Genomic DNA, 23,515 nt, shown 5'->3' on the forward strand with positions numbered 1-23,515 from the left:
CTCGAAGGAGCCACGATGGGACTGCTAAGGGTCAGCGGATGCCGCGCAGAGCCTTGAGCATCGGCTTCGTCAGGGTCAGAGCCAGCAGACCGAGAACGATCGACGCCGCGCCGATAGATGTCCAATACGGTGTCTGATTGTCGGCCGAGTAGTAGCCGCCCAGCACACCGGACAGAGCCGTTCCCACGCCCGAGGCGAGGAAGAAGACGGCGATCATCTGTGACTGGAACACCTTCGGGGCAACCTTCGAGGAGAAGGACAGACCGATGGGTGAGATGAGCAGTTCTGCGAAGACGAAGAGCAGCAGGATGAATGCTACCCACAGCAGCGGTGTCTCATGCTCGCCGGCATTCGCATACGGCAGGAACAGCAGGAATGCGATGCCGATGAGGATGAGCGAGAGCCCTGCCTTGACCGGAGTCGAGATCTGACGTGTGCCCAGCTTGAACCAGATCGCCGAGAACACCGGAGCGAAGGCGATGACGAAGATCGGCGGGATGAGTTGGAGCCAGTTGATCGGCATCTCCCAGCCGAAGATCTCACGGTTCATCTGCGTGTCGGAATAGGCAGTGAGCGTTCCGAAGATCTGCTGGTAGAGGGACCAGAAGACAACGCAGGTGATGAAGAAGGGAATGAATGCGAGCACCCGTGAACGCTCATCGGCATTCGTCTGCGGGCTGACACCCATGACGATGAAGTAGCAGGCCGCTGCACCGGCTGAGATTCCCGCAATCCACCAGTCGAGATTGTCGGGGTTGACGACACCGGAGAACCAGAGAATCACGATGAGGATGACTGCGACGACGATGGCCGCCAGGAAGAGGTAGAGCTTCGAGGTCGCCAGCGGGTTGACCGCACCCCGCGACTCGTCGGGCAGGTTCTTACGACCTGTCGCATAGATGATCAGACCCAGAGCCATACCGATTGCTGCGGCGCCGAAGCCGAAGTGGAATCCGATCTCCTTCTGCAGAAGGCCGGTGATCAGCGGTCCCAGGAGGGCCCCGATGTTGACGCCCATGTAGAAGAGGGTGAATCCGGCATCCCTGCGCGGGTCCTTCTCGGTATAGAGCTCACCGACGAGAGCGGAGGCGTTGGCCTTGAGACCACCGGATCCGAGTGCAACGAGAATGAGACCGGAGGCGACGCCGCCGAATCCGGGGATGAGCGCCAGGCAGATGTGGCCGACCATGATGATGATCGCCGAGTAGAAGAGGATTCGCTCCGCACCGAGGATCCGGTCGGCAACCCATGCACCGAGGATCGTCGCCAGGAACACGGCGCCGCCGTAGGCGCCGACGATTCCGATGGCGGTTGGCTGCGGCATTCCCAGTCCGCCCTCGGAGACCTGGAAGTACAGGTAGAGGGCGAGGATGCCGTTCATGCCGTAGTAGGAGAACCGTTCCCACAGTTCGAGGCTGAAGAGCTGCATGAGCGGAAGTGGGTGCCCGAAGAATCGGGTGTCGTTCCGCGCGGCCTCAGTGGCTGAGGTGCTTGATGACATATCGTGCTTTCCGTTGTGGCGTGCAAACGCGCACTGTGCTGCGCGATTCACTGTGAACAAGCGGCAATGCTACTCTCCGTTATTGCTCAGGTCACACCATCTCAATGCTGGGACGAGACGTCCCAGAAGACGGAAACTAGGAGTGAACCAGGTCTCTTTTTCGGGCTCTTTTGCCGACGAAGAGGTTGAGCAGGCCGGCAACGAGGACGAGTGCGGAAGCCGCCATCGGGACAGCCATCGCGGCCGAGGTCCCGGCCTCCTCGGCGAGGATTCCGTTGACTGCCGATGCCAGTGACTGACCGACGATGATCGCGGACCCGGCCATGGACATGACGGTCGCAGAACGACCGAGCGGGCTGCGTTCGGCGGCGAGGCTGAACAAGGTCACCAGCGTCGGTCCAACCGCACAGCCCATGAGCAACAGGGCGATGACCACGGTGATCATCGAGTCTGAGGTTGACATGATGAAAGCACCGACGAGCATCACCGGGGCGAATGACAGCCAGCGGGCCCACAATGCATAACGCGGTGAGAAGAGTGCGACGGCGATCGCCAGAATCGCGGACCCGATGCCCATGATGCCGTAGAAGATGCCGGCTTCCTCCGGATGGCCGAGATCATTCATCAGTGAGGTCAGTGCGGTCAGGGTCGAGCCGAAGACGAGTCCGATGCCGAAGGTTCCGAGGACGACGACGAGGACTGCGAAGGTGAATAGTTCCTTGGCCGGGGCCTGGGCGCGCGGGCCCGATGACGCGTTGACATGGGCCCGACCGGTCGGGTGGAGAGCGAAGGCCGAGATGAAGATCAAAGTCATGACGACTGCACCGATGATCGGCGCCACAGGATGAAAGGTCGTCGCGAGCAGGCCGACGATGAAGGGGCCGAAGACGAAGACGAACTCATCCGCGGCCGACTCGTAGGCCATGGTCGAACTCAGGGTCTTCTGCTGTCCCGGCCCGGCGAGCTTCGACATGATGATCTCGACGAGGCGGGAGCGCGACATCGGGGCCGCCTGTGGAGCCGTGGCACCGATGGCGAAGGCCGCGATGAGCACTACTGCGTCAGGCAGCGGGCTGAAGACGACCCATGCCATGAAGATCAGCGCGGCGCTGTTGGCCAGACCTGCGATCAGGAGCACTGGTAGCTGTCCCCAACGGTCGGCGGCCGCGCCGATGAAGGATCCGAAGATCGCTGTTCCGAGACCGACCATGGCGGAATTGATTCCGCCGAGACTCAGTGATCCTCTGCCCGCAACAACGAGGGTGAGGACTCCGATGACCACCATGGCGTAAGGCAGACGGGCCATCAAGGCGATCGGGAAGTAGGTGCGGCCCACGACGGTCAGAAGCTTCGGTGCGGCGACTTCGTGAGTGCGGGTGCGGGTTTCGTTGCTCGACATACCAATCCAGTTTCTACCCATCGACTCGATGGGGTTCTGTGCCGCCGTGGTGACCTGGATCGAAGCACTCGGTAGATGCACACTGCTGTGACTCTCGGCGACGTATGGCGCCATTCCCAGGCTACAGGCATCACCGCGGGCCCACGAGGCCTACGGTGACGAAGCGGTTTGAGTTTGCTCACCATTGCCGGCCGCTTAGACAGCAGGGCTGGCCAACACAGTGGTCGGCGCGGGGGCCGGTACGGAGGCCAGCACGGTGGTCGGCACGGACCGCATTCCCATCCGCGACTCAGAAAGAATGCAGGCGGATCTGGGAACATATCAGCATGAACTTCCTCTCACGAGTTGTCGTCAACGCATGTGCGATCTGGGTTGCGGCTTGGATACTGCCTGGCGTCGCCATCGAAGGAAACCGCGTCGTGGAAGACCAGACCGGAGCTATCCCTGCCACGATCATCTCCTACCTCGTAATCGGGTTGATCTTCGGTCTGGCGAACGCGTTCATCAAACCGATCCTCAGTGTTCTGTCGGCACCGATCACCTGTCTGACCTTGGGGCTGTTCTCGATCGTCATCAACGCAGTGATGCTGGCCCTGACCAGTTGGCTCAGCGGTTTCACCCCATTCGCGTTCACCATCGATTCGTTCTTCTTCCAAGCCGTCTTCGCCGCGATCATCATCTCCATCGTCTCCGCGCTCCTGGGCTGGCTGGTCCCGGAGAAGAGCTCCGCACGCGACTGATCGATCCCTGCCGTGACTCGAGCGAGGGTCGCAACCGGATTCTTCTCTACTGCGTGTAGACTTGCTCGCAGTGTGTCAGTCTGCACCTCAATGACCGTCGGAGGAGAACATGTCCAATATCGCCACCACGAAGAGAAGCCGGAACTCAGCATCGTTCGCTGACGTCATCGTCTTCATCTTCTCGTTTGCCCTCGTCGTGTTCGGTCTCTACCTCTTCGGTGCCGGATTCTACGGTGCCACGGGTACCCAGTTCTGGCTCTTCTGGGCCGGTCTGCTCTCTGCCTGCTTCGCGTTCATCGTCCCCATGATCTACCACTGGGTCAGCGACCGCCCCTGACACCTTCCATTGTGAGAAAGAGGGCCGATGCGTTGATTCGCATCGGCCCCCTTCGTGCTGTCATCGATCGGTGACAGGCTCAGTCCCGATCGCGACAGAATTCCATGATCGCCGAGGCGGCTGCGTCGGGACGCTCATAGTGCACCAAGTGCCCCACTCCGGAGAGTTCTACGAACTGCGCGCAGGCCAGCTGTGACACGAATTCGCGAGTCGCAGCGATCGGAGCGATAGCGTCCTTGTCTCCGGCAATGACGAGCGTGGGCATATTCAGGTTGCCGGCCACCTCGGTGACGGTGTGGGCGACTGAGACGTCGAAGGCCGCTGCCAGCGAAGCCCGATCGCTGAACGTGGAGAAGTGCCGAGAATGCTGGTCATGGATATAGCGTCGCAGCCCGCGGTCTCTGGTCGTGGCCATGACCTCACTCATCGCTCGTACGATGACCGGGTTGGCCAGCAGCTGATGTCCGATCGTCTCCGGCAGCCGCGCTCCGAGGTTGTAATAGAGACAAGTCAGGGCTGTCAGTACTTTGGCGGAGCCTTGAAGCGCCGGTGTCGTGATCGGGTTGATGAGGATGAGCTCGGCAGCCGTGGACGGTCGGCGGGCGGCCATATGCGCGACCAGAATCGATCCGAAGGAGTGGCCGAGGACGATCGGTGCGGCCTGCCAACGCGAAGTCACCTCGGCGACGAGCCCCCCGAGATGATCGCAGTAGCTGTCGAGACTCAGGCCTGTCCGCAAAGGAGGAGTGAGGCCGAACCCGGGCAGGTCGGCGACGACGACGTCACGGTCCCGGATTGCTCCCGCGATGAGGTCCATCCCATGGTGATCGCCACGGAATCCGTGGACCATGAGCACAGGGCGGCGGGTCGAATCCGACGTGTGCAGCCACACAGCGGTCGGGTGGCCGTCGACGGTGAGGTCGGCGCGGGCAGGAGCAGAGTGGCTCACCGTGTTCAGACGGTGCTGATCGCCCGGCGGGGCACAACGACGACGGGCACCGGCAGCACACGCAGCAGTCGTCTGGCACGTGCACCGATGAAGACCAAGCCGCCTCGACCGAGCCTGCTGGAACCGATGAATGCGATCTCGCCCGGCTGGAAGTCGACGTTGACGGCAGCGTCTTCGATGTCGGCTCCAGCCTGTGACCTGACGACGGCTCGGCCCGACTCAAGCATCTCGGCGGCGCGGCCGGCCAGCACCGCTCCCCCGTACTCCTCGGCAAATTCTTGAATCTCCACGGTGTCGTCATCGCCGAGCCCGTCGTTCTCGATCAGGGAGATCAGACGCAGGTCGACATCGAGGGCGGCCGCTGACTGCACAGCCGCACCGATGAGCGCTGCAGCTCCGGGGCGGGCACCGAAGAATGTGGTGATTCGGGAGATGGGGCCGATGTCCGAGTTGCCTGACGGAGCCAGCACCACTGGGACCGTTGAGGAGTGAAGCAGCGAGGTCGCGACAGTCCCGATGCGGAACGAACGCATCAGTGTTGTGGCACGAGCACCAATCACGATGCCGAGTGCGCCTTCGGCCTCGGCGACCTCCATCAGCCCCTTGGACTCATTCGACGAAGTGTGGATGACGCCACGGGCGCAGACATCATCCGGCACCAGGGACAGCGCCTCGTCAAGCCAATCCTCGAGCTGCTGCAAGACAATCCCGGTGCCGTCCTGCGGAATCGAATTGCCTGCGGTGAAGGTTGATGACTCCGGACGCACGATCGTCACGATGAGTTCGATCCCAGCGGAGCGTGCGAGTGAGATGGCCAGAGCGATGGCGTCGCGTCCACGGTCCGTGGCGATGTATCCGACGACCAGTCGTCGAGTGGTGGCAGCTGGCTGTGACATTATCTTCTCCCAGAGAGTCGCGAGTCTGAGAAGATTCTACGTCGGTACCTCGGTATTCTTCGACCCAACATCCCTGCGTCGGTGGAGAGATAATCGACCTGGAAGCCCAGATCGACGACTGGCCCGATTAGGCCATGTTTCTCTCGACCCACAATAGAGTTCAGACAAAATGAACAAAAATCACACAGAGTTCTTCACCTGTGATAAATTCAATAGTGCGATTACGGATTCGCACAAACCCCAGAATTGCAACAAACCATCTTGGGTGCTGACGCCACTCAAACGAGATCCACGACCAAGAAGGGAGCGCAGAACTATGCTGAAAGTCATCGCATTTCCGAACCTCCAGCACCGCTGGACCGGGAAAACTGCCTGCTTGATTGGCGGACAAGGGCTCGTCGGCTGAATTCCAGCCGCACCTCACGTCTTTCTCCACCGGTCAATTGAACACCGGTACGTTTCCTACTGCGGGATCACCCAGGCCATGCAGCTCTGTCGCCACAGTCGGCGCCCACGGACCGCATTCACGCCTGAGGTGAACTCGCTCGAGACACCGTCGTTCACCAGGTGCGTTCATCCACGTACACCACCGACCTTTTGGGCCTTGATCCACTCATCCGAGTGAACCTGTCTTTGGGCAGCTGCTGCCACGTCGGCTGATCCTCATCGAGCCTCAGCCGATCGTGCGATAGCCGATCCGTGAATTCATTTTCCAGAGGTCGCTTTCATTCGACTCTCGGGCTTTTCTTCAGCTCATTGATTTCGAACATTTCAACTAACTCTTATTTGGGCATCTCCCCTGCCCGAAAACATTAAGGAATCGTTTTGTCTAGGGCACTTCCATTCACACATCCACGGCGTGTGGCATTGAGCGCCGGGCTCAAGCTGATCCAATGGGCCCGCCGTCCTGCTGTCACGACAAGGGATCGCGAGCAGGTGGTTCGGAACCGCCGTCATGCGCAGGTTCGCAGACTCGCTCGAGACGAGCGGGTGAAGGAGCAGCGCGAACGAGAAATCGCGAAGTACCTCTACCAGGTGCGGCCCATGATCTGATGACGATGGCCGGGACTGGGTGGTCACCCGGCTCCGGCCATCGCCAGTGACCCGGTTGCAGCCACGCCATCGCCACCAGTGTGTGGTCAGCGTCACTGTCCGCCGATTTGTCGTCCCGCGTGCACCTGAGTAATATTGATCCAGCAAGCGGGGGTATGGCGCAGTTGGTAGCGCGTCTCCATGGCATGGAGAAGGTCAGGGGTTCGAATCCCCTTACCTCCACCGCACGAAGGACCCGGTCTCATCACAAAGAGACCGGGTCCTTCTTCATGTACATATTCGCAGGAGCGCCACGGGCATCCTCACAGTCTTGATCTCTGTCAGCGGGCGGCCTCAAGATCGAGCAGGGTGCGCTTCTTCTCTTCACCCCAGGCATACCCTGTCAAAGCCCCGTTGGCTCCGATCACACGGTGGCAGGGAACAATGATGCTGATCGGGTTCCGACCATTGGCTGCTCCCACTGCGCGCGCCGCCGACGGTCTGTTGATCCAGGCAGCGAGTTCTCCGTATCCGGCGGTTGCGCCATAGGGAATCGTCGTCAGTGCCTGCCAGACCTTGCGTTGGAATTCTGTGCCTTTCGGGGCCAAGGGGACATCGAATTCGATGCGGGTGCCAGCGAAGTATTCGGCGAGCTGCTCCCCCGCAGCCGCGAACACATTGAGTTCATCGTCGACGACCAGCTCGACACCGCCTGCCGTCGCCAGCCGTTCCAGGATCTGGTCGAAGTCACCCAGGTAGAGCCCGGTGAGGTGATCACCGTCCGAGGTGAGCAGGATCCTCCCCAACGCCGCGTCGATGACCGTGTACCTCACTGTGGTCGCTGTCGGCTGGATCAATGTCATCGTCATGGCGTTCTCCGCTTCTGATTCGCTGTGCTGTTCGGGATTGTGTCAGTGTCAGTGTCGATTTGTGTGCGTGATCGCGCCTGGTCTGTCGAGGCCGGTAGAACCTGTGGCTGGGAGTGATGGGCCCACAGCAGGTGTGTGATGTAGGACCTCCAGGGGCGTGCCGCATCCAAACTCTGGGCCCCGTCAGCCATGTCAGTGCCTGAACCCTTGAGCTCAGCAATGGCCTTCTTGACGCCGAGGTCCGAGCTGAGAAGCACGTCGGGGTCTCCCAGCGCTCGCATCCGAATGTAGCCGAGGCTCCAGGGACCGATTCCAGGTATGGCAAGCAGGCTGTCGTTGACTTCTGTTCGGTCGCATCCCGGGCCCAGATCGATCGAGCCGTCAGCCAGGCGTGCGCTCAGTGCCTGGAGTGTGCCGATCCTGCGGCCCGGCAGCGACCAATGCTCGTCCGGAATCTCCGCGATTGTGGCTGCTGTGGGGAATACTCGGTCGACGCCGCCGAGCCTCAGCTCGTCAGGCAGCGACTGACCATAGGCGCTCACCAGGCGCTTCAGATGAGTCTGTGCGGCACTGACCGAGATCCGCTGCCCCAGGATCGTTCGGATCGCAAGTTCGACAGGGTCACCGGTTCCCGGAGAACGAATCCCCGGGTACCTGTCGATGAGCCTGGAAAGGCCCGCTTGAGTCAGTGTCGCTTGCACCGCGAAGGGGTCCGCGTCGAGGTCGAGGATTCGCCTGGCCCTGGCCACTGCACTTCCGAGATCGCGCATGTCAGCCAAACGGAGGTGACACTCAATGAAGGCCCCGGCCCCCGGCGTCAGTGTCAGGACCGCGGGACCGTGTGCCAAACGCAGCGAACGCGTGTAGTGATCCCCGCCGACGTCCTCTACCCCGGGGATCGCACGCACGGCCAAATAGCTGAACAGGTGAGCGTGATCGAGAGGCGGACGGTAGGCGAGACGGACAGTGATGTTCTGTCCTCTATGTGGTTCTCCTGCGTTGCTGCGCAGTTCCCGTGGAGTGGAGGCGTAGACAGCGCGGAAGGTGTCATTGAATTGGCGAATGCTGGAGAAACCGGCTGCAAAGGCGATCTCGCTCATGGTCAGTCTCGTCGCTTCGACCAGAGTCCGAGCGGTCCTGACGCGTTCGCTGCGGGCAATTGCGAGGGGCCCGACCCCGAGTTCGGATTGCAGCACTCGCCCCAGCTGTCGTGAACTGTATCCCAGCGCCGATGCGAGGCCGGAGATCCCCGCCCGATCGACGAGACCGTCGTAAATGAGTCTCATGGCCCGGGCCGTGACATCGGCTCGAATGTCCCACTCAGGCGAGTTCGGGCTGGCATCGGGTCGGCACCGTTTGCAGGCACGAAACCCTGCTTCCGCCGCGGCCGCTGCGGTCTGGTAGAAATCGACGTTCTTGCGCAGAGGAGTTCTCGCCGGGCAGGACGGACGGCAGAAGATGCCGGTTGAGCCAACCGCAGTGAAGAACATTCCGTCGAAGCGTCGGTCGCGCCCGGCAACCGCCTGATAGCACTGATCTGAGGAGAGCATATGACTATTCTGCTCGCAACCCCAAGACAATACTAGCGGTTTTCGGCCACGACGGTCCCCGGGAGGATACGCGGCACCAAGCGGGCAAGGAGGAGCATGACGACAAGCTCAACCATCGTCTGCGCGACGACGGCCGCCGGACCGACTCCGTCGGCGGTGATGGCCCGCACGATTGGGAGCATGACCAGCGAATTGCGGGTCACTGCGGTGAAGACAAGGGCTCGTCCCTGTCGCAGGCTCAGCGGCAGCACCCGAGCCATGATCCAGCCCAGGCCGGTCATGACGATCGCGAACACGACGAACGTCGCAATGGCACTGCCCAATTCCAACAGATGCGGAGCGATCAGGGGCACCTGCGCCGCGGCAATCACAGCCACGGTGAGCATCATCAGCGGCACCATAGAATCCGAGCCGATCCCAACCAAGCGATCCACGACCGCCGATCGGCGGGCAAGGAGACGGACCGCGACGGAGGCGCCCAGCGGCAGGATGATGAAGACGACGAGTGCGGCGATGAAGGGCCCCGGGGTGATTGCACCGACTGCACTGCTGCCCAGAATGATCCACAGGTAGACCGGCAACAGGATGATCTGGACGAGCATCAGCACTGGTGTCAGAGCGAGCAGACTCGCGTGGGCTCCGCCGGCCAATCTGGTGAAGACGAGAACGTAGTCGATGCAGGGGGTGAGGAGAACGATGAGGACGGGCGCGACGAGCGTCTCGTCCAGAGGCATCATGACATGGAGGCCGGCGACGACGAGCGGGACGAGGAGGAAATTAACGAGGGCAACGGCGCCCAGGAACCTCATGTCTGTGAAGGAGTCGCGGACTGCATCGAACGGGATGTCGAGGAACGTCACGAACAGGAGTGCGATGAGACAGGGCGTTATCGCGCCGGTGGTGATCGTTGTTGCCACCGGCAGACCCAGCCCGATCAGGGCCCCCGTGAGTATTGCGGTGAGGTACCAGAGAGCCTGATGTTTGGTCAGTGATGCGAGCACGTCGGAATGGTCAGCCGGTCTCGGGCCAGTAATAGCTGTCAGGCAGTGCCCTCCTGCCGAAGATGGCCTGACCCACGCGAACGCAGTTCGCTCCTTCCTCGATGGCCACTTCATAGTCCCCGGACATGCCCATCGAGAGTTTTCCTGCCCCGATCAGCTCGGGGTCAGTCTCCTGCGCCTGATCTCGCAGGGTCCGCAGACGTTGGAAGCAGGTGCGGACACGGTCGTGGTCGGGGGAGAACACCGCGAGGGTCATCAGACCTTGCAGGTTTAAGGTCGGGAACTGGGGCAGTTCGCGCAGAAAGCTCAGGAGCTCTTCCGGCGGCATCCCGAACTTCGACTCTTCGGCCGAGGTGTTGACCTGGACGTAGACGTCGAGGCTGCGGCCCGCTGCTTCGAGACGACGGTCGAGAGCAGCTGCGACCTTCAGTCTGTCCAGAGCCTGGAACTCGGAGGCGAATTTCGCAACGTCACGGGCCTTGTTCGACTGCAGATGACCGATCACCGCCCAGCTGATGTCCAGGTCAGCCAACTCGTCTGACTTCCGGAAGGCCTCCTGCACCTTGTTCTCGCCCAGCTTGCGGCAGCCGGCGGCAACTGCTTCCCGAATCCTCTCCTGAGGAACTGTCTTGCTCACCGGCAGCAATTCGATCTCAGCGGAGTCGCGGCCGGCCCGCGAAGCTGCGGAGTCGATGCGCCGATTCACCTCGGCGATATTGATCCGGAAGTCCTCAGCCGTCGTAGCAGTCGAGTACGGTCCGTTGTGATTGAGTCCCTCGTTCACATCCATATCCTCGTCCATAGCCTCATGGTACCCAGACCGTCTCAGGCGACGATTCGCGCTCGTCCTGCCGGAACCCGGTCGGTGAACTTCAGGGCATCGTCCCAGGCAGCGGCGAGGCGGGGGCCAACCTCGCCCAATTGCGTCTCAGAGACTGTGTACGGTAGACGAATCCACCGGTCCAGACCTCCAGCGGGTGCGAAATTGGGTCCGGAGACCAAGCCGAGTCCGTGCCTCCTCGCGGCGACGGCAAGGGCACCCGAGCGGTCCTCGGGCAGTCGACACCACAGGGCCATGCCGCCGCTGGGCACGATCACCTGCCACGAGGGAAGATGAGCGCGCACCTGCGCTGCGAGGCTGTCCCTGGCCGCGCGCAGCTTGACGCGGTATTCGCCGACGATCGTGTCATGGTCGCGCATGAGTTCGACGGCGACGAGCTGCTCGAGCACAGGAGCGCCGAGGTCGAGGCTCAGTCGCGTGGACGCCATCGCCTCGATGCGGTGGGTGGGAATTCGCATCCACCCGACGCGCAGTCCGCCCCAGAAGATCTTGCTGGTGCTTCCTGCCGTGATCGAGTCGGGCACGAAGGCCGCCATCGGCGTCGGCGTCGGATCACCATCGAGGCCCAGCTCGACCAGGGACTCGTCGAAGATAGGCACCATGGAGTTGCGCTTGAGCATGGCCCCGAGTTCGGGCCGCTGCTCTTCGGGCAGGAGTGCTCCGGTGGGGTTGTGGAAGTCAGGGATGAGATAGGCCGAACGCACACGGGTCTGGCGTGCGATGTGGTCCATGGCGTCGATGTCCCAGTGGTGTCCAGCAGAGCTCAGCTCGAGGGGATAGGGAATCAGAGAGGCACCGGCGCCTTCCAGTGTCGCGATCGCATTTGGGTAGGTCGGACTTTCGATGAGCACCCGGCCCCGGCCCTCGTTGAGCGCGCGCACGGCGATGGACACGGCGCCGAAGGCTCCCGACGTGATGAGGATCTGATCGGGAGCGGTCCGGACCCCGCGAGCGGTGTAGCTCTCGGCGATGAGCTCCTTGAGTACGGGCAGCCCCGAGGGGTAATAGCCGGTGCCAGGCAGATAGGCGTGAATCTGTGCAACCGCCCGTTCATAGGCTCCCAGCAACCATGGCGGCGCCACCGAAGCGGTGCAGGTGAGGTCGATTTCCGCCTCGTCGGCACCCGCAGGGGTCAAGAGATGATCGATGCGCCCGCCCGGCACTTCCGGTAGTTGGACCACACTGCCGGAGCCGCGCCGCGTGACGACGAACCCCTGTTCGCGCAGCTTCGCAAAAGCGCGGCTGGTCGTCGTCCGAGACAGGCCGGTCGCGGCGGCGGCCTCCCGCTCACTGGGCAGCCTGGCCCCGACTGGGATGCGGCCATCGCCGATGGCACGCGAGATCCCAGCCGTCAGCGAATCATAGGCTGGGCCGGGCCATGGTCCTGTGCCGATGATGTCTGCCAACCTGGGTCCGCTCATCACTGCCGTGCTCATGGCAACCTCGCTGTGTCGATGACTCATCCACCTGGCAGGTGGCGATATGACCACTTTCTTCCAATTGGCTCTTTTTTACAAGGCCAGTTCGAGACATGATGGTGGTATCAGCCAGAACGAACCGGAAAGATCTACGATGTCATCGACACCTGTGCCGAAGCGCGAACTTTCGAATATCGGTCCCATCCAGCAGCTCAAGAGCGGCCGACTCCCCCGTCGGCTGCCGCAGCTGCTCTTCGGCCTCTACCTCTACGGCGCCTCGATGGCCATGATCGTGACGTCCGGGCTGGGCATGATGCCCTGGGACGTTCTCCACTCAGGCATCATCAAACACCTGCCGCTGACATTCGGCACCATCGTCACGATCACCTCGTTCCTCGTCCTCCTCATCTGGATCCCGCTCAAGCAGCAGCCCGGACTGGGAACTGTGCTCAACGCCCTTCTGATCGGACCCTCCCTCGACCTCACACGACTCTTCCTGCCCCAACCCGAGGAGCTGTGGTGGAACATCGCACTCCTCGTCGGCGGCATCATCCTCAACGGGGTCGCCTCGGCGATGTACATCGGCTCGCAGTTCGGCCCCGGCCCCCGCGACGGTCTGATGACAGGGATGTCACGAGTCACCGGCAAGTCGATCCGACTGGTGCGCACCCTCATCGAAGTCAGCGTGGTCATCGTCGGCTGGCTGCTCGGCGGCGTCTTCGGCATCGGCACCGCACTCTATGCTCTGGGTATCGGACCGATCACGCAGTTCCTCCTGCCCGCCTTCACCGTCGAGCTCAAGCCCCGACCCCAGCCTCAAGCTGAGGGGTGAGGCTGGGGGCGGACGGCGATGGCCGAGCACAGCTGGGCCCCCTCCCCAAGGCCTCAGCAACTCCCTAGAACCGAATCACTCCATGGTGTCAATGATGTCCACGAGGTCGTCAAAGGTCGTGAGCGGGTTGATGATCGCGAACCTGGCATTGGGCCGCCCCTGGTGCGAGCTCGGCACGACGAAGGCCCGCTGGTCCTCAAGCAGTCGGTCCGACCACTGCTGATAGTCCTCACGGGTCCAGTCGACGCGCTCGAAGACGACGACCGAGAGTTCGGGTTCGCGGACAAGCCTGAGGTTCGGACGCCTTTTGATCTCGGTGCCGATCTGCATCGCCAGTTCGATCGAATGGCCGATAGCTTCGCGATAGGTCTCGGCACCATAGCTGGCCAGCGAATACCACAGCGGCAGGCCCCGAGGTCGACGAGTGAGCTGGATGGCGTAGTCCGAGGGGCTCCACTCCTGCGATTCAGTGAGCGTGTCAAGATATTCGGCGCGTTGGGTGTGCGCTCGCCGACCCAGAGTCGGATCGCGGTAGATGAGCGCGCAGGCGTCAAAGGGCGCGAACAGCCATTTGTGCGGATCGACGATGACCGAGTCGGCTGATTCGACTCCGGCGAACTTGTGCCGAACCAGGGGTGAGAGCATCGCTGCCAGCCCATAGGCACCGTCGATATGAAGCCAGAAGTCGAAGTCGTCCTTGAGAGCTGCGATTCCGGCGATGTCGTCGATGGTGCCGAAGTTCGTCGTCCCCGAAGTCGCGACGACTGCGATGACGGCGTCACCGTGCTCTTCGAGAGCGGTCCGGACACCCTCGGGACGCAGGATACCGTCGTCACCGGTCGGTACGGGCGCCACATCGACGTCCATCACGGCTGCCGCCGAGGCGACCGACGAGTGTGCTTCGGCGCTGCACACGATGACCCAGCGCCCCGGCTTCTCATCGCCGAGTGCGGCCTTGCGCGCGTCACGCGCGGCAACGAGGGCGGACAGGTTGCCGATCGTGCCTCCCTGGACGAATACGCCGCCGGCACTGGTCGGGAGCCCGAACTCACCGGCCAGCCAGGACAGGACTTCATTCTCGGCATGGACGACGCCTGCCCCCTCGAGCCACGAGCCTCCGTAGAGTGCGCTGGCGGAGACCACAAGGTCAAACGCCACGGCAGCCTTCGTCGGCGCACTCGGAATGAAGGACAGGTATTTCGGGTGGTCAGTTGTGATGCAGGCGGGCGCGAAGATGTGCTCGAAGATGGCCAGGGCGCGAGACGACCCGACACCGTCCTCGGTGATGGTCGGTCCGGCCAGACGCTTGAGTTCGGTCTCGGTCGTCGGATGGTCAAGTGGAGTGTCGACGGCCAAGGTGCGCCTGCGCGAGTAGTCGAGAACAAGGTTGACGAGATTTCGGGTCTCGTCGGATACGACGTGCATACGCGAATGGAGATTGTCGTTCATGGGCCCCTCCGGTGTGGGCACAGTGTCATCAGGCGATGAGTTCATCCCTTCGAGAATATCCGCTCCCCACCGGTGATGGCGGCCTCTAGACGACGAATATGGCAGCGCAGCGCCCGCTACACCGTTCGCAAGTATTGATTGTTCACCAGTATTAGTTGCGATCTGCGCATACAAGGGATAGATTGGCGGCCATGACGAATCCTAGCGAAGCCGGTGTCAGCGAAGCCGGTGTCAGCGAAGCCGGTGTCACTGCGCTACGGGCCAAGGAGGCACTGCGCACCAGCGAACTGTCTCAGCGACATGTGGCCGCGAGCATGGGAATCGATGAGACCAAACTGTCGAAGTCCCTGTCAGGTCGGCGCAGATTCGGCACCGAAGAACTCCTTGCCCTGGCCACCGCAACCGGAGTCACGGTCAGGTGGCTGCTCGGCGACGAGTCGCAGGTGTCCGCGACTCCCCTGCGTTTCCAGCCGGGGTCTGATCGAGTTCTTGGCCCAGTCCCGGATTCCTCGCCGCGCAGACTCATCGTCGAGACTGCATGGGACCTGTTCGCCCGCCACGGTTACGAAACGGTGCGCATCGCGGACATCGCTGAGGCCGCTGGAGTCTCGAACGCGAGCATTCACTACTACTTCGACGGGAAATCCGATCTCTTCGACGCGACACTCGACTATTCGGTCAAGCTCGCCTTCGACCGGCAGATCGCCTGGCTGGACGAGATCCCCAGCCCACACCGCCGACTCGAGCGTCTGCTCGAACTCCAGTCGCCCATCGGGCGGACTGCACGCAGCGAGTGGTCGATCTGGCTCCAGACCTGGGCCAGACTCGGCCTCGAAGACCCCTATACCTCCGACTACCCGGCGCACTACGAACGCTGGTCGCACACCGTGGCCTCCACCATCGAAGCCGGTCAGTCCGATGGCCTCTTCCGCCCCGGCGACAGTGAGGCCATGGCCGATGAGCTGACCTCGCTGCTCGACGGGCTCGGGGTCAAGGTCCTCACCGGAATCATGGATGTCGCGACCTTCCGACGCCGACTCTCCAGTTACCTCAAACGCACAATCATCAACCCCAACCCTGATGAGGAGTCATCATGAATCGCAAGGTCATTCTCACCTGTGCCGTCACCGGTGCCGGCGATACGGCGAACAAGAGCGAGCACGTCCCCGTCACTCCGCAGGAGATCGCCGACGATGCGATCGCCGCAGCTCGTGCCGGTGCGTCCGTCGTGCACATCCACGTTCGAGACCTCGACACCAAGCAGGGCTCCCGCGAGGTCGCCCACTACCGAGAGGTCGTGCGCCTCATCCGCGCCTCCGACGTCGACCCCGTCATCAACCTCACCGCAGGCATGGGCGGAGATCTCGTCGTCGATCCCCAGGATCCGACCACCCACATGCCGGGCACGGACCTCGTCAATGCCCTCGAACGGCTCCCCCACGTCGAGGAGCTGCTGCCCGAGATCTGCACCCTCGACTGCGGTTCCCTGAACTTCGGCGACGGATCGAACATCTATGTGTCCACCCCTGACATGCTGCGTGAGGGCTCGAAGAAGATTCAGACCCTGGGCGTGCGACCCGAGCTCGAGATCTTCGACACCGGAAACCTGTGGTTTGCCAATGTGCTCGTCGAAGAGGGACTCATCGATCCCCCACCGCTGTACCAGCTGTGCATGGGAGTCCCTTACGGAGCACCGGTCGATGCCGGGCTCCTGAGCGCGATGGTGAACATGCTGCCGGCCGGTGCGCAGTTCACCTCCTTCGCCATCGGTCGCAATCAGCTGCCCTGGGTGGCCCAGTCCGTACTCGCCGGTGGCCATGCCCGAGTCGGGCTTGAGGACAATCTGTATCTGGCCAAAGGTGTCAAGGCCACCAACGCCTCGTTGACCGAACGCGCTGTCGACATCATCGAGGACCTCGGCGCCGAGGTGGCCACACCTGACGAAGCCCGTGAAATCCTCGATCTGCGGGTGCAGGCACCGATCGTGACGGGACTCGACCTGTGAGCGCGGCTGCCACTGCTCAGGCCTATCCCAACATCGAATCGATCACCACGGTCACCTGCATCGGAGCCGGAACCATCGGCGGCGGCTGGGCCGCCTACTTCCTGGCCCAGGGCTACACGGTCAGAGTCTGGGATCCGGCACCGGATGCGGCCGAGAAGCTCAGCGGTCTCATCGACGCGGCCTGGCCCGCATTAGCCGAGCTCGACATGGTCGCAGGCGCAGACAAACACGCCTGGACCGTGCACACGGACCTCGCCGAGGCGGTTGCCGGGACCGGCTTCGTCCAGGAGTCCGCTCCGGAGGACCTCGAACTCAAACGCAGCCTCCTCGCCAGCATCGATGCCGTCTGTGACGAGCATGTGGTCATCGGCTCTTCTACCTCGGGATACAGCATGACCGAGATGGCGGTGAACGCCAGCCATCCCGAACGCCTCGTCGTCGGGCATCCGTTCAACCCGCCCTATCTCATCCCGCTCGTCGAGGTCGTCGGCGGAGAATCCACTGCTGTCGAGGCTGTCGACTGGGCGGCCGACTTCTACGCCCGCATCGGGAAGTCCGTCATCAGAATGGACCACGAGGTCCCCGGGTTCATCGCCAATCGGCTCCAAGAAGCGCAATGGCGAGAAGCACTGCACATGATCGACCATGGTGAGGCCACTGTGGAACAGATCGACCGGTCGATCACCGACGGCCCCGCTCTGCGCTGGCCGTTCCAAGGACCAATGCTCACCTTCCATCTGGCCGGCGGTCAGGGTGGAATGGCACATATGCTCGACCACTTCGGCCCCTCGCTGAAATCCCCCTGGACCCGTTTGGACGCCCCGGAGCTCACACAGAAGCTACGCGATGACGTCGTGGCCGGGTGCGATCTCGAAGCCGGAAACAGGACCATTCCTGATCTCATTGCCACGCGGGACGCAGGCATCATCGCCTTGCGCAGGCTCACGACCGACCTCGAAGCCGCACAAGGATCGCGGCGGCGGACAACCTCGGCGGACGACGCCACAGCAGAAGCGGTGTCCGCTGAATCCGTTCCGGCCGGTCAGCCGGAACCGATCGAACTCGAGGCCTATCGGACCGAGGTCAGTCCTGATTGGATTGACTACAACGGCCACATGTCCGAAGCCTTCTACGTTCTGATCTTCGGTTTCGCCACAGATCAGGTGATGGACCAGATCGGTCTCAGCCAGGCACATCGCGAGGCACACTCCACATCGCTCTACACCGTCGAATCGCACATCCGCTACCTCGACGAGGTCGCGCTCGGCGCGCAGGTGGAGGTCAAGCCCACCCTCGTGTCCACAGGATCGAAGAAGATGCATCTGGCCTACGAGATGAGAGTCGATGGCCAGATCGTCGCGACCGAGGAGATCATCGCTGTCCACGTGGACCAGACGTCGGGCGCGGCAGCTCCGTTCCCCACCGGCGTGATGGAGCGCAACGGAAGTATCCGGTGTGAGTCTCCTGAATGGGTCGGTCGGCAACTGGGATGAGACCGAGACAGGTCCAGTCACCGACCTGTCAGGAATCAGGAAGTCACGCCCTAGCGCGGAGACTATCCTGGTGACCATGAGCACGAGCAAAAGCACTCCCCTGGCCATCGAATTCTCCACGCAGCTGGCGGTCATCAACGACAGGTCGATCCTGCGGCTGACGTCGGATGCCAGTGCGAAGCTGCCCTCCCGTGGTCAGGTCGCCGCGCACGGGCAGGTGGGCGGGGTCGACTTCACGACGGTGATCGAACCCGATGGGATGCGCGGACATTGGATCAACGTCACCGACGAGCTGTCTGCACAATTGGGTGTGGACCATGCCGATACTGTGGAGGTGTCACTGACTCCGACGAAGGATTGGCCGGAGACCTCGATTCCCGATGACTTCGGCGCGGCGCTCGACGGCGCACCGGAGCTGACCGAGGTGTGGGCTGGGCTGACGCCGATGGCGCGCTGGGAATGGGTGCGGTGGATCCGGGCGACGAAGAACGCTGATACCCGCGCACGACGTGTGGAGGTCGCGATCTCGAAGCTGGAGTCGGGAAAGCGACGCCCCTGCTGCTTCGATCTGTCCTCCTGCACCGATCCTGAGCTTGCGAAGAGCGGGAAGCTCCTCGGCATCTCCTGACGCCCGTCCCTGACTGACACGTCAAGGTCCGTGCTCGTCGCGGGCGGGGTCAGCACAGGGTGATTGTCTTCGGGCGCACCGTCAGCGTCATCGCCGCATCCACGATCGACACCAGCGATGCAGCTGCGAAGAGAAGCCAGAATCCGCCGACAAGAGCGACGAGTCCCGCTCCCAGCAGGGGCCCCACCAGCTGCCCCAGGGCGGCGGAATTGTTGACCAGGCTCAGATCGCGTGCATGGTCATCGGGGTCGAGCAGCAGGTCCGTGGCGAAAGCCAGGCTGACCGCCATGTAGGCACCGTAGCCGGTGCCCATAATGGCAGCGGCGATCGCGGTGGTGACGAATTCGGGGCTGATGAGGATGATGATTCCCGAGCAGGCTTGCACCAGCGCCGAGGTGATCGTCCAGAAGCGACGGCTGCCCGAACGATCCGATATGGTTCCCACCACGATCGACGAGATGACGACGAAGACCGTATAGATGACAATCAGGACGAGCAGCTTGTCTTCGGCACTGGCAGCCGGAACCCCGATTCCGTAGATCAGGAAGAAGAGCAGCAGCGAGGTGCCGAAGGCGTTGCCCACGTTGACGACGAACCGTGACACGAGCAGCCACTTGAAATTGTGATCGAGCAGTGAGGAGATCCGAGCCTGGGTGATCGGTTCCCGCCCCGCGTTCAGGCCGAGGACTCGCGGGTGGGCCGGTGCGGGATCGGGCAGGAGAACCGCGGTGCCTACCCCGACGACGGCGATGATCCCGGCCAGAAGCACATAGGAGGCGCCGAGTCCGAGCCCCAGGAGCACGACTGCTCCGACTCCGACGACGATGCCGACGGCCTGAGCAGAACTCGCAGCCGCCGATGCCGTTCCCCGCTGCGAGTCGAGCTGATCGGCGATGAGAGCGGTCAGCGCAGCTGAGGCGATGGCCACTGAGACGGAGACGACGATCCAGGCTGCGCCGACGAACAGCGGTCCCTGTGCCCAGCCGGTGAGCAGGAGGCCGCTGGCGGCCCCCAGCGATCCACCGATCGCCCAGGGGCGCCGAAGGCCCCACCGCGAGCGTGTGCGATCCGAGAGGCTCCCGGCGATCGGGGCGGCGATGATGCCTGCGAGGCCGCCTGCGGAGAGGACGACACCGGACCAGACGACTCCGTGCAGCCAATGTCCGCTTTGGGTGTCCAGCTGCAACGGCAGCAGCAGCTGGATGGGAGTCAGCTGGACCGTCCAGATGGCCAGCCAGGCCAGAGTGAACCACACCATCCACCAGGGTCCGACTCTTTTGCTCGGCCGGTGACCTGCACCCGGTTGGATCGAGCTCATGCCCGAACCGAGGCGATGAGGTCCCGATACCACTCGTACGAGGACTTCGGTGTCCGCTGACCGGTGTCCATATTCACGTGGACGAGCCCGAAGCGCTGGGTGTAACCGTGTGCCCATTCGAAGTTGTCCAGCAGCGACCACACTGTGTAGCCGGCGACGGGGACACCGGCCTCAACAGCCTCGCTGACAGCCAAGAGATGATCGTGCAGGTAAGCGATGCGATCGTCGTCGCGGATCGGTTCGGTGCATACGTCGGGTTCGGGAAAGGACGCACCGTTTTCAGAGATCACGATGGGTGGCAGCGTTGGACCGTAGCGTGTGCGCATATCGATGAGGAGGTCTCTGAGTGTGTCTGGTCGAATCGGCCACAGCGGTCCGAAACCGGTGGTCGCAGCGTCGGGGGTCGGAACCATGTCGAAGGGCAGCGGCCCCTCGTCGACGCCGCGCACAGTGGTCGGGTTGTAGTAGTTGAGCCCATAGACCTCGCAGGGTGCCGAGATGAGTTCCATGTCCCCATCGTGGATCGGCATCTGGACTCCCAGCGCCTCGAGATCCGGATACTCCCCCAGGAGCAGAGGATCAGCGAAGAGGCGGTTGTAGATGAGGTCGAGAGTTGCCGCCGCGCGGTGGTCGCTCTCCGCGTCCGTCTCGGGAAGGATGAGGCTGTGGTTGATCGCAGCCCCCACCTGCCAGGCGCCGTGCTCACGCAGTATCGTCGCCGCGGTGCCGTGAGCCAGGAGTTGGTGATGGACGCTCGGCAGCGCGTCGAAGAGCATCGTGCGTCCTGGTGCCAGCTCCCCGAGTGCATAGCCCTGCAGTGAGGTCGAGGCCGGTTCGTTGATGGTGTACCAATGGTGGACTCGATCGCCGAGGCGGTTCGCCACGGCTTCGACGTGCTCACCGAAGCGATGGACCGTGTCCCTGTTCAACCACCCTCCCGCTGCTTCGAGACCACTTGGAAGGTCCCAATGGTAAAGGGTCGGTTCCGGTGTCACCCCGGCGGCCAGGAGTTCGTCGACGACGCGATCGTAATGGTCCAGGCCCGCGGCGTTGGGTCTCGCACCCGGCATCCCATCGGAGATGATTCGGACTTAGGAGATCGAGAACCGGTATCGGTCGACGCCGAGACCACTCAGCAACGCTGCATCCTCGGCGCTGCGGTGATAGCTGTCGGGACCCGGATCAGCGGTGCTGCCGTCGATGACGTTGCCAGGAGCATCGACGAAGTCATCCCAGATGGACCGCCCACGTCCGCCCAGAGTCCGTGCTCCCTCAATCTGGAAGGCGGCGGTGGCCGCTGAGAAGCGCAGACCACTCAACGTCTGCAATGTCTGTGGGGCGAACTCCGATGTCCCTGCCATTCTCAGAATATGTCATGGAAGGATTCCTGCCGCAAGGCCATGCTCAGGGTGAACGCTGAGCTCAAGCAGGTCTGAAGCGTGAGTCCTGGGTCCGATCATTCGCGATGTTCCAGGACATCCACACGAGGGGAACCTGCAACGGCAAACGGGCGAGGGCGATCGCACGTCCCCGAGGACTGTGCCAGTGCTTCTTCACCGTATAGATATTGGCAGGGTAAACAGCAACCATGAGTGCAGCAGAGGCCAGTCCGCCCAATCGGCGTGTGGGCGGCAGCGCCAGCAGCGTCGCACATCCGAGTTCGGCGACACCACTGACATAGGTGATGAAGCGTGGATCACCCAGTCTGGGCGGAACGATCGAGTCGAAGCTCTCAGGCCTGAGGAAGTGTGCGATACCGCCAAGGCCGAGAATTCCGGTCATGGTCAATGTCTGCAACTTCAACCCGTGACCACCTCTGTGAGACAAACCTGTGGAGCTTAGGGGAATCGAACCCCTGACCTTTTCATTGCGAACGAAACGCTCTACCAACTGAGCTAAAGCCCCTTCGTTCTTCACTTTACGCCGTAGGTCCCGTCGCGGCCAAAACGGTGTCCCACCAGTGCAGGTCTTGCATCGGTTGACTCTCTGAGACAGGCGGTACAAGGTGGAAGAAATCCCCTCGTGGAAGGATAGACAATGGCTCAAGAATTCGGAACTGTCATCATCGGCGCCGGAATCGGCGGCGGAACTGCAATCGAGGCTCTTCGCGACGGCGGCTACACGGCGTCGATCGCTCTCATCGGTGCCGAACCGGCCGCGCCCTATTACCGCCCGGATCTGTCCAAGAAGGTCATGCTCGAAGGGTCGGACCCCGCTGAGTCGGCACTGCGCGGTGCGGACTGGTATCCCGCCCACGATGTGACGACATTCTTCGGTACCACTGTCACTGAACTGGATGCTGAGAATCAGAGCATCACTCTCGACAACGGCGAGAACCTTGCCTACGGACAGATCATCCTGGCCACCGGCTCCACCCCACGGACCTTGGACGTGCCGGGTGCCGACCTGGGCAACATACACACCCTTCGCGATTCCGGCGATGCTGTGGCCATCCGTTCGCAGTTCGGGCAGGGCAGCAAGGTCGTCATCATCGGCGGGGGTTGGGTCGGGCTCGAAGTCGCCGCGGCAGCGCAGAACGCTGGCTGCGACGTCACAGTAGTCCTGCGGTCGAATCCCCCATTGAAGTCGGCCCTCGGGACGGAAATCGGTCAGTACTTCGAAGAGCTGCACCGGTCCAAGGGCATCGAGTTCGTCACCGATGCGGACACCACCGGCTTTTCTGGAACGAAGGCCGTCGAATTCGTCCAGACCAGTGCCGGTGACCTTCCTGCCGACCTCGTCGTCGTGGGAATCGGTGCAGACCCCACCATTGAACTGGCCTCTTCCGTGGGTGTGGATACCGACAACGGTGTCGTCGTCGATGAGCACATGCGCTCCAGCGATCCCAGCATCTTCGCCATCGGCGACATCGCCGCAGCGCAGAACACACTGCTGAAGCAGCGACTGCGCGTCGAACACTGGGACAACGCAGTGCGCCAGGCCGAAGTCGCAGCAGCGACCATCACCGGCGGCGACAAGGAATACGACTGGCAGCCGTACTTCTACACCGACCAGTACGATCTCGGTATGGAATACGTCGGCCATGGCGCCAGTGACGACGATGTAGTCATCCGCGGCGACAAGTTCAGCGGTGAGTTCATCGTGTTCTGGACCCGCGGCGGAACCGTCACCGCGGCCATGAACGTCAACATCTGGGACGTCGGTGATGAGCTTCGTGCACTCATCGGCAGAAGCGTATCCGCTGCACGTCTCCAGGACGAGTCGATCGACATCCAGGAACTCTGAGCGCAAGCCGG

At 62.5% G+C, this 23,515-nt stretch carries 20 protein-coding genes, 2 tRNA genes and 1 pseudogene; 9 read left to right on the forward strand and 14 right to left on the reverse strand.

Features of this window, described 5'->3' with window-relative positions; genetic code table 11:
• Positions 1 to 31: 31 nt before the first annotated feature.
• Positions 32 to 1,501, reverse strand: coding sequence for a peptide MFS transporter (locus BANT918_RS02355; RefSeq protein WP_101618756.1), 1,470 nt, complete (start codon positions 1,499 to 1,501; stop codon positions 32 to 34).
• A gap of 136 nt (positions 1,502 to 1,637) precedes the next feature.
• Entirely contained in the window at positions 1,638 to 2,900 is a 1,263-nt protein-coding gene (locus BANT918_RS02360) for an MFS transporter (protein WP_101618757.1), read from the reverse strand.
• A 326-nt stretch (positions 2,901 to 3,226) separates the two neighbouring features.
• Between BANT918_RS02360 and BANT918_RS02365 the strand changes: the two genes are divergently transcribed.
• Positions 3,227 to 3,640: a phage holin family protein gene (locus tag BANT918_RS02365; protein WP_101618758.1), complete on the forward strand. Its 414-nt coding sequence runs from the start codon at positions 3,227 to 3,229 to the stop codon at positions 3,638 to 3,640.
• Positions 3,641 to 3,749: 109 nt separating this feature from the next.
• Positions 3,750 to 3,977 carry a hypothetical protein gene (locus BANT918_RS02370; RefSeq protein ID WP_101618759.1) on the forward strand — a complete coding sequence of 76 codons (228 nt, stop codon included), beginning with the start codon at positions 3,750 to 3,752 and terminating at the stop codon, positions 3,975 to 3,977.
• Positions 3,978 to 4,056: 79 nt separating this feature from the next.
• Here the strand turns inward: BANT918_RS02370 and BANT918_RS02375 are convergent, their stop codons facing one another.
• Positions 4,057 to 4,926, reverse strand: coding sequence for an alpha/beta fold hydrolase (locus BANT918_RS02375; RefSeq protein ID WP_101618760.1), 870 nt, complete (start codon positions 4,924 to 4,926; stop codon positions 4,057 to 4,059).
• A 5-nt stretch (positions 4,927 to 4,931) separates the two neighbouring features.
• The gene (locus BANT918_RS02380) at positions 4,932 to 5,822 is read right to left on the reverse strand and encodes a universal stress protein (RefSeq protein WP_101618761.1); all 891 of its coding nucleotides are present in this window, start codon (positions 5,820 to 5,822) and stop codon (positions 4,932 to 4,934) included.
• A gap of 1,202 nt (positions 5,823 to 7,024) precedes the next feature.
• Here BANT918_RS02380 and BANT918_RS02385 point away from each other — a divergent pair.
• Positions 7,025 to 7,097 (forward strand) — tRNA-Ala (locus BANT918_RS02385).
• 98 nt (positions 7,098 to 7,195) lie between these two features.
• On the opposite strand, the gene BANT918_RS02390 is transcribed toward BANT918_RS02385, so the two are convergent.
• The 5 genes from BANT918_RS02390 to BANT918_RS02410 are packed head-to-tail and all read right to left on the reverse strand — an operon-like array spanning position 7,196 to position 12,551.
• Positions 7,196 to 7,717 carry a methylated-DNA--[protein]-cysteine S-methyltransferase gene (locus BANT918_RS02390; RefSeq protein WP_208617971.1) on the reverse strand — a complete coding sequence of 174 codons (522 nt, stop codon included), beginning with the start codon at positions 7,715 to 7,717 and terminating at the stop codon, positions 7,196 to 7,198.
• Positions 7,718 to 7,719: 2 nt separating this feature from the next.
• Complete coding sequence (locus BANT918_RS02395) at positions 7,720 to 9,273, reverse strand: AlkA N-terminal domain-containing protein (protein ID WP_101618763.1); 1,554 nt, start codon at positions 9,271 to 9,273, stop codon at positions 7,720 to 7,722.
• Between the two features lie 32 nt (positions 9,274 to 9,305).
• Positions 9,306 to 10,274, reverse strand: a complete 969-nt coding sequence (locus BANT918_RS02400) for an arsenic resistance protein (RefSeq protein WP_167389354.1) — start codon at positions 10,272 to 10,274, stop codon at positions 9,306 to 9,308.
• Positions 10,275 to 10,284: 10 nt separating this feature from the next.
• Positions 10,285 to 11,076, reverse strand: coding sequence for a YggS family pyridoxal phosphate-dependent enzyme (locus BANT918_RS02405; RefSeq protein WP_101618765.1), 792 nt, complete (start codon positions 11,074 to 11,076; stop codon positions 10,285 to 10,287).
• A gap of 23 nt (positions 11,077 to 11,099) precedes the next feature.
• On the reverse strand, positions 11,100 to 12,551 hold the full coding sequence (locus BANT918_RS02410) for a PLP-dependent aminotransferase family protein (protein WP_233430321.1): 1,452 nt from the start codon (positions 12,549 to 12,551) through the stop codon (positions 11,100 to 11,102).
• Between the two features lie 136 nt (positions 12,552 to 12,687).
• On the opposite strand from BANT918_RS02410, the gene BANT918_RS02415 reads away from it, so the two are divergent.
• Positions 12,688 to 13,365 (forward strand): YczE/YyaS/YitT family protein, encoded by a 678-nt coding sequence (locus BANT918_RS02415; RefSeq protein WP_101618766.1) that lies wholly within the window; start codon positions 12,688 to 12,690, stop codon positions 13,363 to 13,365.
• Between the two features lie 75 nt (positions 13,366 to 13,440).
• Here BANT918_RS02415 and BANT918_RS02420 read toward each other — a convergent pair whose 3' ends face one another.
• On the reverse strand, positions 13,441 to 14,814 hold the full coding sequence (locus BANT918_RS02420; protein ID WP_101618767.1) for a pyridoxal phosphate-dependent decarboxylase family protein: 1,374 nt from the start codon (positions 14,812 to 14,814) through the stop codon (positions 13,441 to 13,443).
• A 191-nt stretch (positions 14,815 to 15,005) separates the two neighbouring features.
• On the opposite strand from BANT918_RS02420, the gene BANT918_RS02425 reads away from it, so the two are divergent.
• From BANT918_RS02425 to BANT918_RS02440, 4 genes are all read left to right on the forward strand, one after another.
• A complete protein-coding gene (locus tag BANT918_RS02425) occupies positions 15,006 to 15,911 on the forward strand; it encodes a TetR family transcriptional regulator C-terminal domain-containing protein (protein ID WP_101618768.1) in 906 nt (301 codons plus the stop codon).
• Positions 15,908 to 16,819, forward strand: a complete 912-nt coding sequence (locus BANT918_RS02430) for a 3-keto-5-aminohexanoate cleavage protein (RefSeq protein WP_101618769.1) — start codon at positions 15,908 to 15,910, stop codon at positions 16,817 to 16,819. Before BANT918_RS02425 ends, BANT918_RS02430 begins: the two co-directional genes overlap by 4 nt.
• On the forward strand, positions 16,816 to 18,312 hold the full coding sequence (locus BANT918_RS02435; RefSeq protein ID WP_101618770.1) for a 3-hydroxyacyl-CoA dehydrogenase NAD-binding domain-containing protein: 1,497 nt from the start codon (positions 16,816 to 16,818) through the stop codon (positions 18,310 to 18,312). The genes BANT918_RS02430 and BANT918_RS02435 overlap by 4 nt, the downstream gene beginning before the upstream one ends.
• Before the next feature lie 76 nt (positions 18,313 to 18,388).
• Positions 18,389 to 18,940, forward strand: coding sequence for a YdeI/OmpD-associated family protein (locus tag BANT918_RS02440; protein ID WP_101618842.1), 552 nt, complete (start codon positions 18,389 to 18,391; stop codon positions 18,938 to 18,940).
• Between the two features lie 49 nt (positions 18,941 to 18,989).
• Here BANT918_RS02440 and BANT918_RS02445 read toward each other — a convergent pair whose 3' ends face one another.
• The 4 genes and pseudogenes from BANT918_RS02445 to BANT918_RS02460 all read right to left on the reverse strand — a co-directional run bounded on the left by BANT918_RS02445 (position 18,990) and on the right by BANT918_RS02460 (position 22,163).
• The gene (locus BANT918_RS02445) at positions 18,990 to 20,258 is read right to left on the reverse strand and encodes an MFS transporter (protein ID WP_101618771.1); all 1,269 of its coding nucleotides are present in this window, start codon (positions 20,256 to 20,258) and stop codon (positions 18,990 to 18,992) included.
• Positions 20,255 to 21,619: pseudogene (locus BANT918_RS02450) on the reverse strand (glycoside hydrolase family 1 protein). The gene BANT918_RS02445 and the pseudogene BANT918_RS02450 overlap by 4 nt, the downstream one beginning before the upstream one ends.
• A 61-nt stretch (positions 21,620 to 21,680) precedes the next feature.
• On the reverse strand, positions 21,681 to 22,040 hold the full coding sequence (locus tag BANT918_RS02455; protein WP_101618772.1) for a hypothetical protein: 360 nt from the start codon (positions 22,038 to 22,040) through the stop codon (positions 21,681 to 21,683).
• Between the two features lie 50 nt (positions 22,041 to 22,090).
• Positions 22,091 to 22,163, reverse strand: a tRNA-Ala gene (locus tag BANT918_RS02460).
• Positions 22,164 to 22,295: 132 nt separating this feature from the next.
• On the opposite strand from BANT918_RS02460, the gene BANT918_RS02465 reads away from it, so the two are divergent.
• Positions 22,296 to 23,504 carry an NAD(P)/FAD-dependent oxidoreductase gene (locus BANT918_RS02465; RefSeq protein WP_101618773.1) on the forward strand — a complete coding sequence of 403 codons (1,209 nt, stop codon included), beginning with the start codon at positions 22,296 to 22,298 and terminating at the stop codon, positions 23,502 to 23,504.
• The last annotated feature ends 11 nt before the right edge of the window (positions 23,505 to 23,515 follow it).

It is taken from the genome of Brevibacterium antiquum CNRZ 918, from assembly GCF_900169145.1.
Taxonomy (GTDB): domain Bacteria; phylum Actinomycetota; class Actinomycetes; order Actinomycetales; family Brevibacteriaceae; genus Brevibacterium; species Brevibacterium koreense.

What these genes read in the sequence shown, in the direction of transcription:
- BANT918_RS02355 (WP_101618756.1), bottom strand. Translation starts at nt 1,501, where the DNA reads ATGTCATCAAGCACCTCAGCCACTGAGGCCGCGCGGAACGACACCCGA.
- BANT918_RS02360 (WP_101618757.1), bottom strand. Translation starts at nt 2,900, where the DNA reads ATGTCGAGCAACGAAACCCGCACCCGCACTCACGAAGTCGCCGCACCG.
- BANT918_RS02365 (WP_101618758.1), top strand. Translation starts at nt 3,227, where the DNA reads ATGAACTTCCTCTCACGAGTTGTCGTCAACGCATGTGCGATCTGGGTT.
- BANT918_RS02370 (WP_101618759.1), top strand. Translation starts at nt 3,750, where the DNA reads ATGTCCAATATCGCCACCACGAAGAGAAGCCGGAACTCAGCATCGTTC.
- BANT918_RS02380 (WP_101618761.1), bottom strand. Translation starts at nt 5,822, where the DNA reads ATGTCACAGCCAGCTGCCACCACTCGACGACTGGTCGTCGGATACATC.
- BANT918_RS02390 (WP_208617971.1), bottom strand. Translation starts at nt 7,717, where the DNA reads ATGACATTGATCCAGCCGACAGCGACCACAGTGAGGTACACGGTCATC.
- BANT918_RS02395 (WP_101618763.1), bottom strand. Translation starts at nt 9,273, where the DNA reads ATGCTCTCCTCAGATCAGTGCTATCAGGCGGTTGCCGGGCGCGACCGA.
- BANT918_RS02405 (WP_101618765.1), bottom strand. Translation starts at nt 11,076, where the DNA reads ATGGACGAGGATATGGATGTGAACGAGGGACTCAATCACAACGGACCG.
- BANT918_RS02410 (WP_233430321.1), bottom strand. Translation starts at nt 12,551, where the DNA reads ATGAGCACGGCAGTGATGAGCGGACCCAGGTTGGCAGACATCATCGGC.
- BANT918_RS02415 (WP_101618766.1), top strand. Translation starts at nt 12,688, where the DNA reads ATGTCATCGACACCTGTGCCGAAGCGCGAACTTTCGAATATCGGTCCC.
- BANT918_RS02420 (WP_101618767.1), bottom strand. Translation starts at nt 14,814, where the DNA reads ATGAACGACAATCTCCATTCGCGTATGCACGTCGTATCCGACGAGACC.
- BANT918_RS02425 (WP_101618768.1), top strand. Translation starts at nt 15,006, where the DNA reads ATGACGAATCCTAGCGAAGCCGGTGTCAGCGAAGCCGGTGTCAGCGAA.
- BANT918_RS02430 (WP_101618769.1), top strand. Translation starts at nt 15,908, where the DNA reads ATGAATCGCAAGGTCATTCTCACCTGTGCCGTCACCGGTGCCGGCGAT.
- BANT918_RS02440 (WP_101618842.1), top strand. Translation starts at nt 18,389, where the DNA reads ATGAGCACGAGCAAAAGCACTCCCCTGGCCATCGAATTCTCCACGCAG.
- BANT918_RS02445 (WP_101618771.1), bottom strand. Translation starts at nt 20,258, where the DNA reads ATGAGCTCGATCCAACCGGGTGCAGGTCACCGGCCGAGCAAAAGAGTC.
- BANT918_RS02455 (WP_101618772.1), bottom strand. Translation starts at nt 22,040, where the DNA reads ATGACCGGAATTCTCGGCCTTGGCGGTATCGCACACTTCCTCAGGCCT.
- BANT918_RS02465 (WP_101618773.1), top strand. Translation starts at nt 22,296, where the DNA reads ATGGCTCAAGAATTCGGAACTGTCATCATCGGCGCCGGAATCGGCGGC.